We start from the raw sequence: 12178 nt of genomic DNA, 5'->3' as shown, positions 1-12178 counted from the left end.
GTGTCGCCACCCGCCCGACAGCGGCCGCCGGCACATCGGGGGAGGCGAAACCGTTGGACCTGTCTTCTTGGATAGGCGCGCTTGAGGGAGACAGCCTGGCGACGTGGGCGGAAGGCGATCGTGTCTTTCACCGGGCCTGGCGCGTCAACGGCGACGGCACGCGCACCTCGGTGCTCGCGTTGCTGCCGGCTTCCGTGCATCCCACGCGGGCCAGCCTCGATCGCCTCGCGCACGAATTCGGCGTAAAGGCGGACCTCGACAGCGCATGGGCATTGCGGCCGCTCGAGCTCATCCGCGACGCCGGACGCGCGGTGCTCGTATTCGAGGATCCCGGCGGCGAGCCGCTTGACCGTCTGCTCGGCGCCCCGCTCGAACCCGGAGAATTTCTGCGCCTGGCCATCGCCATCGCGACGGCGCTCGGCATGGCGCATCAGCGCGGGCTCATTCACAAGGACATCAAGCCGTCCAACATCTTCGTGAACCGCATGACCGCGGAGGTCAGGCTCACGGGCTTCGGCATCGCCTCGCGCCTGCCGCGCGAGCGGCAATCGCCCGAACCGCCCGAGTTCATCGCGGGCACGCTGGCCTATATGCCCCCCGAGCAGACTGGCCGCATGAACCGGTCGATCGATTCGCGCAGCGATCTCTATTCGCTCGGCGTCACGATGTATGAAATGCTCACGGGCGGTCTCCCGTTTTCCGCCCGCGACCCGATGGAATGGGTGCATTGCCATATCGCGCGGCAGCCGGTGCCGCCCGCGGACCACACGAAGGACGTGCCGGCCGCGATCTCGGCGATCGTGATGAAGCTGCTGTCCAAGACCGCCGAGGATCGCTATCAGACCGCCGAGGGCTTGCTCTTCGATCTGCGGCGATGCCTGACGGAGTGGGAGGCCGCCCGCCGTATCGGTCTCTTTCCGCTCGGCTCGCGCGATACGACGCAACAACTGCTGATTCCGGAAAAGCTCTACGGGCGCGACGCGGAAATCCGCACGCTGCTCGACGCCTTCGAGCGCGTCGTCGCGCAAGCCGAGCCGGAACTGGTCCTCGTTTCCGGCTACTCGGGCATCGGCAAGTCTTCGGTCGTCAACGAACTGCACAAGGTCATCGTGCTGCCCCGCGGCATCTTCATTTCGGGCAAGTTCGACCTGCGTCTGCGAGACATTCCTTACGCAACGCTGGCGCAAGCCTTCCAGGGATTGATCAGGCAAATCCTGAATGGCCAGGAAGCCGACATCGCGCACTGGCGCGACGCCATCCAGCAGGCCGTGGGCAAGCACGGCTGCCTGCTGACGGACCTCATTCCCGAGCTGACGGGCCTGATCGGTCCGCAGCCGCCGGTTCCCGTGCTCTCGCCGCTGGAAACGCAGTTGCGGTTTCAGTCGGTGTTTCAGAACTTCGTCGGCGTATTCGCCAAAGCCGAGCATCCGCTCGTCATCTTCGTCGACGACCTTCAATGGCTCGACCCAGCGACGCTGACCGTGGTCGAATATCTGATCACGCACCCGGACACGCATCACCTGCTGCTGATCGGCGCTTACCGCGACAACGAGGTCGGTCCGGACCATCCTCTGGTCGGCACGCTCAGTGCGATTCGGCGAGCCGGAACCGCCGTCCACGAGATCGTGCTCGGCCCGCTTTCGGCCGACGACTTCAGCCATTTGCTCTGCGATGCGCTCAGATCTCCGCGCGCGGAGGTCGAGCCGCTGGCCGCCCTCATTCATAGAAAGGCAGGCGGCAATCCTTTTTTTGCCGGCCAGTTCCTGACCAACCTCGTCGAAGAAGGGCTGCTCAAGTTCGAGCCGACGTCGGGCACGTGGCGATGGGACCTCGCGGACATCGATGCAAAAGGCTTTACCGACAACGTCGTCGATCTCATGGTCCGGCGTCTGCAACGGTTGTCGCCGGCGGCCCAGGAAGCGCTGAAAGTGCTCGCGTGCCTCGGCAGCCAGGCCGGTTTCGGCACGCTTACAAAAATGTGGGGCGGCTCGGAAGCGCAGATGCATGCCGATTTCGGCGACGCCGTGCGGGCCGGCGCCATCCTGTCCATGGCGCGGAGCTTCAAGTTTCTGCACGACCGGGTCCAGGAGGCGGCCTACGCCCTGATCGCGCCGCCATGCCGCGCCGAGCATCATCTGCGCGTCGGCCGACTGCTGCTGTCGACCATGGGCGACCATGAAATCGCCCAGCGGATCTTCGACGTCGTCAACCAGCTCAACCTCGGCGCGCCGCTCATCGCCGATCGGCTGGAGCAGCAGCGTACCGCGGCGCTGAACCTGCAGGCGGCCAGAAAGGCAAAGGCATCGACCGCCTACAGCTCGGCGTGCAGCTATCTCGCGGCAGCCGTCTCGATGCTCGGGGAAGCGGGATGGCGCGACGGCTATTCGCTGGCCTTCAGCGTGTGGTTCGAGCGCGCGGAGTGCGCCTTCCTCGATTCCAACTTTGCCGAGGCGGCGCGATGGATCGACGAACTGTCGGCGCGTGCGCAATCGAAGATCGACCGCGCCGAAACGTATCGGCTGCGCATGGTGCTTCAACTCGTCCACGGCGAAAATGCGCAAGCGGTCCGCACGGCCCTCGAATGCCTCGAGATGTTCGGCATCGAGTTGCAGGAGCGCCCGACCGCCGAGCAGGTGCGCTCCGAGTACGACGCGGTGTGGGCCCGGCTCGGCGAGCGCGGCATCGCGAGTCTCGTCGACCTGCCGGCCATGGAGGTCCCGGAGATGCGCGCCGTCATGAACGTTCTTTCGACGCTCTGGCGGTCCGCCTACTTCACCGACAGCAACCTGTGCCAGACGATCGCCTGCCGCATGGTCAACGTGACGCAGCAATACGGCACGACCGAATCGGCCGTCATCGGGTACGCGCTGCTGGCCATTTTTCTGGGCCCCTTCTTCGGCCGGTACGACGACGGCGAAGCGTTCGCCCGCTTGTCCGTCGCAGTAGCAGAGAAGCACGGATTCGCGGCACAAAAAGTCGGCGCGAATTTCCTGATGCAGATGGCGCTGCTCTGGACGCAGCCGATCGAACGCGCGTTGAAATGCGTCGATGCCGCGATCGTCTCGGCACAGGAGACCGGCGAGATCGTCTACGCCTGCTACAGCCTCGAGCATCGCCTGACCGACCTGCTCGCGCGCGGCGACCATCTCGACGAGCTGTGGCTCGAATCGGTGAAGGCGCTCGAGTTCGTCGAGCGAATCCGCTTCCGTCACGTGCGCGACATTCTCGCCAGCATCCAACCGTTCATCCAGCGGCTGCGCGGACACGACGACGACCCGGCCGTCGTCGAGGAAGCCGCCGTCGAAGCGCGGCTGCTCGAGGCCGGCATCGCGGTTGTCGCCTGCTTTTATTGGATCTTGCAGCTGCAGCGGAATTTCCTGCTGGGCGACCTCGAGGAGGCGCTCGACTGCGCGGAGAAGGCCAAGCCGCTGCTCTGGTCCGCGCGCTGCCACATTCAGTATGCCAACTACTGCCTCTATGAATCGCTTGCGCTCGCGGCCGTGCATGGCGCGGCATCGGACGATCGGCGCAGCGGGATCCGCGCGGAAATCGCAGCCCACGTCGAGGCCTTGCAGCGCTGGGCAGACAGCTGTCCTGTGACGTTCGCGCACAAGCACCTGCTCGTCAGCGCGGAGCTGGCCCGTCTCGACGGCTTCGATACACAGGCATTGCGGCTCTACGAGCAAGCCGCGCGGCTCGCGCACGAGCAAGGCTTCGTTCAGGAGGAGGCGCTCGCCAACGAGCTGGCCGCGCGGTGCTGCCTGCAAGGCGGCCTCGAACGGGCGGCGCAAGCGTATTTGCGCGAGGCGCGCGACCACTACTACCGATGGGGCGCGCTCGGCAAGGTCGCGCAATTGGACCGGCGCTATCCGTCGAACAAGCCTCCGGAGACGTCGCCCGTCCTCTCGGGCACGATCGAGGAAGCTGCCGAGCGGCTCGACATCGCGACGATCGTCAGGACGAGCCAGGCGATCTCCGGCGAAATGGTGCTCGAAAACCTGATCAAGTCGCTGATGGTGATCGCGTCCGAGAACGCAGGCGCGGAACGCGGGCTCTTGATCCTTCCGCACGGAACCGAGCAGCGGATCGAGGCCGAAGCTACCGTCGAAGGCCGCAACGTCGTCGTGGCGCTGCCGCAGCGGCGCGCGTCGTCTGCAGCCTTGCCGGTCTCGGTGCTGCACTACGTAACGAGCACACGCGAAAGCGTCATCCTCGACGACGCGTCCGTCGGCAACCGGTTTGCAGCCGATCCCTACATCCGCCAACGGCGCGTGCGCTCCATGCTTTGCCTGCCATTGCTGAAGCAGGCCAAGCTCATCGGCGTGCTGTATCTCGAGAACAATCTGGCGCCCTCGGTCTTCGTGCCGGCCCGCATCGCCGTGCTGAAGCTGCTCGCCTCGCAGGCCGCGATCGCGCTGGAGAACGCGCGGCTGTATCAGGAGCTGGCTGGGCGCGAGGCAAGGATCCGGCGGCTCGTCGACGCCAACATCATCGGCATCATGGTGTGGAAAGCGAATGGCGGCATTCTCGAGGCCAATGACGCGTTTCTGCGCATCGTGGGATACGAGCGCGAGGATCTCGTCTCGGGCCGCATCCGCTGGACGGATCTGACGCCGCCGGAATGGCGCGAAAGAACCGAGCTCGCTTCGGTGGAGGTCAGCAAGGTCGGGTACGTGCCGCCGGAGGAGAAGGCATATCTCAGGAAGGACGGCAGCCGTGTGCCGATCATGATCGGAAGGGTCGCTTTCGAAACCGGCGGAGACGAAGGTGTCGCTTTCGTGATCGACCTGACCGACCGGAAGGAAGCGGAGCAGCGCCTGCGGGAGTCCTACGAGATGCTGCGTGAACTCACGTCCCGTCGCGAAACGGCACGTGAGGAAGAGCGCAAACACATCGCACGGGAATTGCACGACCAGCTCGGGCAGTATCTGACCGCGCTTCGCATGCGCGCGTCGGCACTGCGCATGCGGTTCGGCAACGAGCACCCGGCGCTGCTCGAGGACACTCGGGCCCTGATTGGCGTGGTGGACGAAACCATTCAGGTCACGCGAGGCGTCATCACGTCGCTGCGTCCTCCGGCGTTGGACACCGGCATCGTGGCGGCGCTCGAGTGGCTCGCCAACGAATTCAACCGCCATGGCGGGACGGTGTGCCGGTTGCGCGTGCGGGACGAGAACATCGGCATGAGCGAGGAGCGCGCCATCGTGCTGTTTCGCCTCGTCCAGGAGGCGCTGACCAACGTCGCACGCCATGCGGTGGCCACCGAAGTGATCATCACGCTCGAATGGACGCCCGACGCCTGCATGCTCGAAGTCCGCGACGACGGTCAGGGATTCGATGCCCAGGCGATCAGAAGAACCTCTTTCGGTCTCGCGGGGATGGAAGAGCGAGTCATGATGCTGGGCGGCCGGATCGAGGTGGTCAGCTCGCCGGGGAAAGGCACCGCTATCAAGGTCAATCTGCCGGGTCCGGGGTAATCGTCCTTTCTGTGCGAATCAAGAAAACAGATACCCCATTTATTGATTACCGCTTTACGCGCCGTTTCTCGCTCATTACCATCGTGCCCTTCCATCGCTTTGCGATTGCACGAGCCATACAGATCGACCATGCCAAGCCTGCACAGACTCCGCGCGGCGACGAACGCGACGATGCAGGCCCTCGCGCGCCGGCGCCCTGCGTGGCTGGTCTATTTCTCGATCGAAGAAGCCAGCCTGTCCGAAGGACTGCGCGCGGCCTTCGCGGCCACCGCGATGCTGCTGCTCGGCAAGTGGCTGAATATCCCCCTGTTCGCCTGGGCCGCCATCGGCGCCTTCTGGACCTGCCTCGCCGACGCCGCCGAAACGCCGCGCCGGCGCTTTGCGTCGATGGCGGGCTTCGCGGTCCTCTCGACGCTGTGCGGCGGCATCTCCGCATTCGCCGCAGGCGCCGGAACGCCGTATGCGCTCGCCGCCGTGCTCGTCTTCTCCTCGCTCGCCGGCCTGACGACGATCTGGTCCGCGGCGGCCTATCAGGTCGCGATTCTCGCCGCGACCGCCTGCATCGTTCTCGTCGCCAAACCGCAGCATCACTTCGCCGCCGCTGCGCCGTTGCTCTCGATCTACTTCGGCGGCTGCCTGTTCGCGACGGTCCTGAGCTTCACCGTTTGGCGCATCCATCCGTTCGCACCGAGCCGGCTGGCGCTGCGCGTCGCCTATGCGCGCCTCGCCGAGCTCGCGCGCGATTGCGCACGACTGATCGAGGCAAGCGATGCCGGCGCGCACGACTGGGCCAGGCACGCCACCGAAATACGCGCCCAGGCCCGAGCGGCGATCGAAGCCGCCACCCAGTCGCTGCTCGGCATGCCGCAGGCGCGGATCGACGGGTCGAAGACCTATCGCAACTTGTCGTTCGCGGCGGCCGATGCCGAGCGAGTCTTCGGCTACCTGATCGCGATCTCGAACGCGGGCGAGTACGCGCACTACGGCGCGCAGCGGCAGACGCGCGCCGCGCGCTGCCTGATCGCGATGGCCGGCGTACTGCGCCGCATCGGCGAGCAGCTGGAAGAGCCCTCGACCGACTACCCCGCCTCGCTTAGGAAACGTCTGCTGGCGCTCTCGCTCAGGCTGGCCGCGCCGGCGGAGCAAAAGCTGTCGCTGCCGCCGCTGCCGGCCGGTCACGGCGGCGCGACCGCGCTGTCGGAAGAGGAGCCCTGGCCCGTTGTGCTCGGCCGCACGCTGCTGCATGGCTGGGAGCGGCTCAAGCAGAACGCGTCGTTCGAATCGCCGGGCGTACGGCATGCGGTGCGCCTCGCCGCGGCCACCACGGCCGCCTACGCGACCGTCACGCTGCTGAACCTGCCGCTCGGCTACTGGGCCACCATGGCGGCGCTGCTCGTGCTGCAGCCATCGAGCGGCACCACCTGGCGGCGCGGGCTCGAACGCGCGGCCGGAAGCGCGGCAGGCGCCGTGATCGCCGTCGTGATCGGCCTGCTCGTGCATACGCCGCTCGCGATCTCGCTGGTCGTGTTCCCGCTCATCTGCCTGACGGTGGCCCTGCGGCGCGTCAGCTACAGCCTTTATGCGCTCTTTCTCACGCCGTCGTTCGTCCTCGTCGCGGACTTCGCCACGCCCGCGAGCGAATTCGGCTACGCGATCTCCCGCCTCGAAAACAACCTGCTCGGCTGCGTCTTCGCGCTGCTGGCCGCCTACCTGCTGTGGCCGAGCCGCGATAGCGGCGACTTGAGGCGCGCGGTCGCGGACGCCGTGCGCAGCAATCTCGCCTACCTGATCGCGGCCCTCGACGCAACGCCCGCCACGTTCGACGCGTGCGAATCGGCGCGCCGGATGGCCGGCCTCGCCAGCAACCACGCCGAAGACCTGCTCCGGCTCGCGCGGCTCGAACCGCTGCGCCGCACCGACGGCTTGCGCAGCGCGCAGACCACGCTCGAATTGCTGAGGCGCATCGCCGGCACCACGACGCGGCTGCGCATGTCCGCGCGCACGCGCGCGCTGAACCAAGCGTTAGGCGATTGGATCGGCGCGGCGAATGCGGATATCGAGCGAGGTCTCGCGGGTACGCCGCCCTCGACGGCGTTCGTTCCCTTCCCGGACGCGAACCTGCGCCCCGTCGAGGCTGCGATGGTCAGCGAAGTCGCGCAGCTCTGGCACCTCGTCATCCAGGATCACACGGGGGCCGGCTGGAACAGCGGGCTGAAGCCCGGCGCGGCGTGAAAGCGGCGCGAAGCGCGACCGCGCCGCCGTCGAGCAAGCCTCAATGCGAATGCCGGTGATGGATATCCGGAAAGTGCGCATGCGTATGCGTGATGCGCGCATGCACGTGCGGATGGGAATGCGGCTCGTCGCCGCTGTAGGGAAAGTCGTGCGAGTGCTGATGATGCTCGTCGTGCCGGTGCCGATGCGTATGCTCGAGCGCCTCGTGCGTGTGCCCATGCTCGTGACGCTCGCGGATATGCAGCCAGACGCCCAAGGCCATCAGCGCGGCCGCGATCCAGAACAGCGCCTGCGGCCACTCGGGCCAGATGACGAGCGACAGCGCCACGCCGAACAGCGGCGCGACCGAGAAATACGCGCCCGTGCGCGCCGTGCCGAGATTGCGCAGCGCGACGACGAACAGCACGAGGCTCGCGCCGTAGCCGGCGAAGCCCGTCGCCATCGCCGCCGCCGTCTTGGCGAGCGACGGAAACTGCGCGCCGAGCGCGAGCCCGATCGCGAGGTTCACCGGCCCGGCGATCAAGCCCTTCAGGCAGGCGATGACCATCGCGTCGTTGGTCGAGACCTTGCGCGTGAGGTTGTTGTCGATGGCCCAGCACAGGCACGCGCCGGCGATCAGCAGCGCGCCGAGCGGCACGCCGGCCGCGCCCGGATGCCATGACAGCAGCACGCCGCCCGCGACGATCGCCACCATGCCGAGGAACACCTGCAGATCGACGTTCTCGCGAAACACCACCCACGCGATGACGGCGGTGAGCACGCCTTCGAGGTTCAGCAGCAGCGACGCGGTCGCGGCCGGCGTCGTGGCGAGGCCGAGCATCAGCAGCGCCGGCCCGGCGACGCCGCCCGCCGCGATCGCGCCGAGCAGCCACGGCACCTCGGCGGGTGCGATACGGCCCTCGTGCTGATCGGCGGCGGGTTTTACGGCCCGCATCGCGCGCTTGACGGCAAGGCACACGGCCAGGCCGACGCCGCTTCCCAAGTAGAACAGGCCCGCCACCACGAAGGGCGACAGCGAGCCCAGCAGCACGCGCGCGAATGGCGTGGTCGCGCCGAACAGCGCGGCGGCAAGAAGCGCGGTCAGCGCAGGATTGAATCGTCCGCTCATGGCTCTATGCGATGTTTTCAACAGTCGAGAATGCTGCCGTTCGCACCCGGCACGGCAGCGCGCCCGCAACTCTAGCACCGAACCGCGGCGCCAACTGTGCAGCCGTATTGTGCGCAACTGTCTATGTCGCGCTTGCGGCAAGCGCGCACAGAATGTGTTTTGCACCGCCCGTTCGTCGCCGATTCAACCGCCCCTCTTCCAAGGTCCGTCGCCATGATTCATACCGGCTTGCTGTCCGCCAACGTCCTCGTCGCCTACACCACCTATCTGATCGGCACGGCCAGCCCCGGGCCGAGCAATCTCGCCATCATGTCGCTCGCGATGCGCTCGGGCCGCAAAGCCGCCGTTACGTTCGCGCTGGGCGTCATGTCGGGCTCGTTCTTCTGGGCGACGCTCGCCACGCTGGGGCTGAGCGCCGTCCTGACCGCCTATTCCGGCTTGCTCGTCGCGATCAAGGTCGCCGGTGGCGCCTATCTGCTCTGGCTCGCGCTCAAGTCCGCGAAATCGGCGCTCACCTCGAACGACAAGCTCGGCGAAACCGCCGGGCCGCAGCCCGCCCAGTCGGCGGCGCGCCTCTACACGCGCGGCCTGCTCATGCACTTGACGAACCCCAAGGCCATCCTCGTCTGGCTCGCGATCATCTCGATCGCGTTTCCGGTCGGCGCGCAAGCGCGGCATACGACGCTCGCCGTGGTCGCCGGGTGCATCTGCATCGGCGTGCTCGTGTTTTGCGGCTACGCGATCCTGTTTTCGATGCCGTCCGCACGGCGCATCTATCTGGCGATCCGGCGCTGGCTCGACGCCACGCTCGCGGTCGCGTTCGGGTATGCGGGCATCCGGCTCTTGATGTCGCGAACCTGAACCCGGCCGGGTATCCCTCAGCGCAGCCATCGGCATGCCAGCCTGCCGCCGCCCTGCCCGCACAGCAAAGCCTTCGTCCATTACCGATGCCAAAGTAGTTTCCGCCCGCAAACGCCCGCGGATGGAGACTACCTTGGGCAAACAACCTCTACCTCTACCTCTACCTCGGCCTGCGCCGGCGAGCGGCGCTCAAAACAGGCCCCACAACGCAACCTTCACTGCCGCTTGCGCCCGATTCACGGAGTCGGTTTTTCTGACGGCATTGGTGATGTGAAAAATGACCGTCGTTTCCGCAATGTCCAGAATGGACGCGATCTCCGATGACGTCTTCCCGTCCGCCGTCCACAGCATGACCTCCCGCTCCCGCGGCGTGAGCCTGAACCGGACCGCCAGCCGGGATTCCTCACCGAGTTCGTCGCACATCGACTGTTGCACGCAATGCGCCAGCCAGGTCAATGCGGAATCTTTCTCTTTGAGCTCGAGATAGGAAACCGGCTTGTTGCCGCGCGCCAGCGTCAGGACCGCGGACGCATACGAAAACATGCGAATCGGCTTCGACCATCCGTATTTGTCGCCGCGCTGCGCCATCCTGCTCCAGAACTCGCGGTCGCCGCTTTGCTCGTCGTAGGCCCAGACAATCGGAACGCTGGAATAGTGGGCATGACAAAGAATGGGATTCAGATTCGGATGATCTCCGCTCTCGCCGCGCGATGCCCAGTCTTGCGGAAAATGCCCGCGCAAATGGAGGCGAGGCAACGTCACCGGATTCGGCACAAGCAGCGAAAACCACCACCTGTCAAATCCAAGTGATTGCACCTCCAAATCAATCGCAAGAAATAATTCGTTAGCATTTGAAATTTTCACACCATAAAGCCTGATGTAGTCCTCGTATTTATTTTGCATACAGCCCTCGCGTTGTATGATTTCGGAGGGCGCGCTGGAATTTTCGAAAGAACTTTTTCGAAGCCAGGTTCAATGTCAAATTGGCCTTATATTTCCCAAAATTTCAACCCATCTTTACTCAGGCACGATGGAGCACTGACGCTCCAAAAACAACGTCTACGGAGTAACGGCTCACAGCAAGCACCCGGCGGAACAAGAAGGCACGCTGGTTCGCCAAGTCAGAAAAACCAAACGGGAAATCCCGCTCAGGACACCAAGGAAAAAGGCGCTAAATGAAGAACGCGTTCAAGAATATCGAGGACGAGGCGAGGCGCATCGCATCGGCTGAACCGCTGCTGCTCCCCAAACTCGAGCATTTCATATTGCGCTTCGATTCTTTTGAAGCAATGGCCGCGCATCTGATCGCGAGCAGCATTGCAGACCCCTACGTCAAAGTTCACGATATCGAGCGAACCGCGGCCGAAATCTTCCGGCGCGAACCGTCGATCGTCGCGAGCATCATGTCCGACCTCCATGCGGTGCTGGCTCGCGATCCCGCCACAACGGGGCCGGTGCAAATTCTCCTCAACCAGAAAGGCTTCCAGGCGCTGCAGGTTTATCGAATCGCACACGCGCTCTGGACATCGGGCCGCCGTGATGCGGCACAGCACCTACAAGGCCGCGCATCGATCGCCCTCGGTCCCGATATCCATCCCGCGAGTGCGATCGGCAGCGGCATCATGCTCGACCACGGTTCGGGCATCGTGATCGGTGAGACGTGCACGATCGACGACGATGTCTCGATCATGCAGTCCGTGACGCTCGGCGGCACCGGCAAGGACGAGGGAGACCGTCATCCGAAGGTCCGGACCGGCGTGCTGATCGGCACAGGAGCGGTGGTCCTCGGCGCGATCGTCATCGGGGAATCCGCAAAGGTCGCGGCGGGAAGCGTCGTCCTGCATGACGTACCGCCTCACACCACGGTCGCCGGCGTCCCGGCCCGCGTCGTCGGCACCTCCGGCCGCGCGGTGCCGGCCATCTCGATGGAGCAGCGTCTTTCGCAAGATTGACAATCTGCACCCCCTCATTTGTTAGAGCACAGGCCAACGGAAACTCTGGATACACTGCGAAAAGCTCGCTGAAGCCCGGCGAATTCGAGATCCCTTCATCCTTCGCGACCTTTTCCATGCATCCACCGCATAACACTCGCGCAGCAGAAACCGACACCGAACTGCAAGACATCCGGCATTTCATCGAACACGACTACGTCGAGGCCGCCAACTCGAACAGCGCCGCCCGCTACGCGTCGCTGTACACCGCCGACGCATTGTGGTCCCCGCCTCGCGCGCCGGATAGGCGCGGGCCCGCCGCAATCCGCTTTGCGTTCATCGCCAAGCAAGCCGACATCCACATCAAGATGCATTTCCAGGAATGCGGACTGTTCTCGCCGGGATCCGGCTTCGCGACAGCGCTTGTCGAGGTGCATGTCGCTCCGTTCAACCACGAGCCCGGCGAGGATCTGGTCTATCGCGCCCTTTGGCACCTTCGCAAAGAAGACGGTACCTGGAAGATAGGCCGCCAGATCTTCACCGAGAAACCACGGCTCGAATTCGTGTGA

At 65.3% G+C, this 12178-nt stretch carries 7 protein-coding genes; 5 read left to right on the top strand and 2 right to left on the bottom strand.

The genetic code is table 11. The features are described from left to right. Window positions 1-53 precede the first annotated feature (53 nt). Both FAZ69_RS20745 and FAZ69_RS20740 read left to right on the top strand, forming a co-directional pair. A complete protein-coding gene (locus FAZ69_RS20745) occupies window positions 54-5477 on the top strand; it encodes an AAA family ATPase (RefSeq protein ID WP_240702380.1) in 5424 nt (1807 codons plus the stop codon). Window positions 5478-5606: 129 nt separating this feature from the next. Continuing rightward, window positions 5607-7709, top strand: a complete 2103-nt coding sequence (locus FAZ69_RS20740) for an FUSC family protein (protein ID WP_136896966.1) — start codon at window positions 5607-5609, stop codon at window positions 7707-7709. Between the two features lie 40 nt (window positions 7710-7749). Here FAZ69_RS20740 and FAZ69_RS20735 read toward each other — a convergent pair whose 3' ends face one another. Beyond that, window positions 7750-8817, bottom strand: coding sequence for a DMT family transporter (locus tag FAZ69_RS20735; protein ID WP_136896965.1), 1068 nt, complete (start codon window positions 8815-8817; stop codon window positions 7750-7752). Between the two features lie 213 nt (window positions 8818-9030). Between FAZ69_RS20735 and FAZ69_RS20730 the strand changes: the two genes are divergently transcribed. Then, on the top strand, window positions 9031-9678 hold the full coding sequence (locus FAZ69_RS20730) for a LysE family translocator (protein WP_136896964.1): 648 nt from the start codon (window positions 9031-9033) through the stop codon (window positions 9676-9678). 189 nt (window positions 9679-9867) lie between these two features. On the opposite strand, the gene FAZ69_RS20725 is transcribed toward FAZ69_RS20730, so the two are convergent. Further along, a complete protein-coding gene (locus FAZ69_RS20725) occupies window positions 9868-10581 on the bottom strand; it encodes a LuxR C-terminal-related transcriptional regulator (RefSeq protein ID WP_136896963.1) in 714 nt (237 codons plus the stop codon). A gap of 272 nt (window positions 10582-10853) precedes the next feature. On the opposite strand from FAZ69_RS20725, the gene epsC reads away from it, so the two are divergent. Continuing rightward, window positions 10854-11630, top strand: a complete 777-nt coding sequence (gene epsC, locus FAZ69_RS20720; protein WP_136896962.1) for a serine O-acetyltransferase EpsC — start codon at window positions 10854-10856, stop codon at window positions 11628-11630. Beyond that, window positions 11627-12178 (top strand): YybH family protein, encoded by a 552-nt coding sequence (locus FAZ69_RS20715; protein ID WP_136896961.1) that lies wholly within the window; start codon window positions 11627-11629, stop codon window positions 12176-12178. The genes epsC and FAZ69_RS20715 overlap by 4 nt, the downstream gene beginning before the upstream one ends.

Source organism: Trinickia terrae (genome assembly GCF_005144415.1).
Classification (GTDB): domain Bacteria; phylum Pseudomonadota; class Gammaproteobacteria; order Burkholderiales; family Burkholderiaceae; genus Trinickia_A; species Trinickia_A terrae.
Note: the sequence above shows the minus strand (reverse complement) of the source record. Positions and strands in the feature narration are given on the sequence as shown.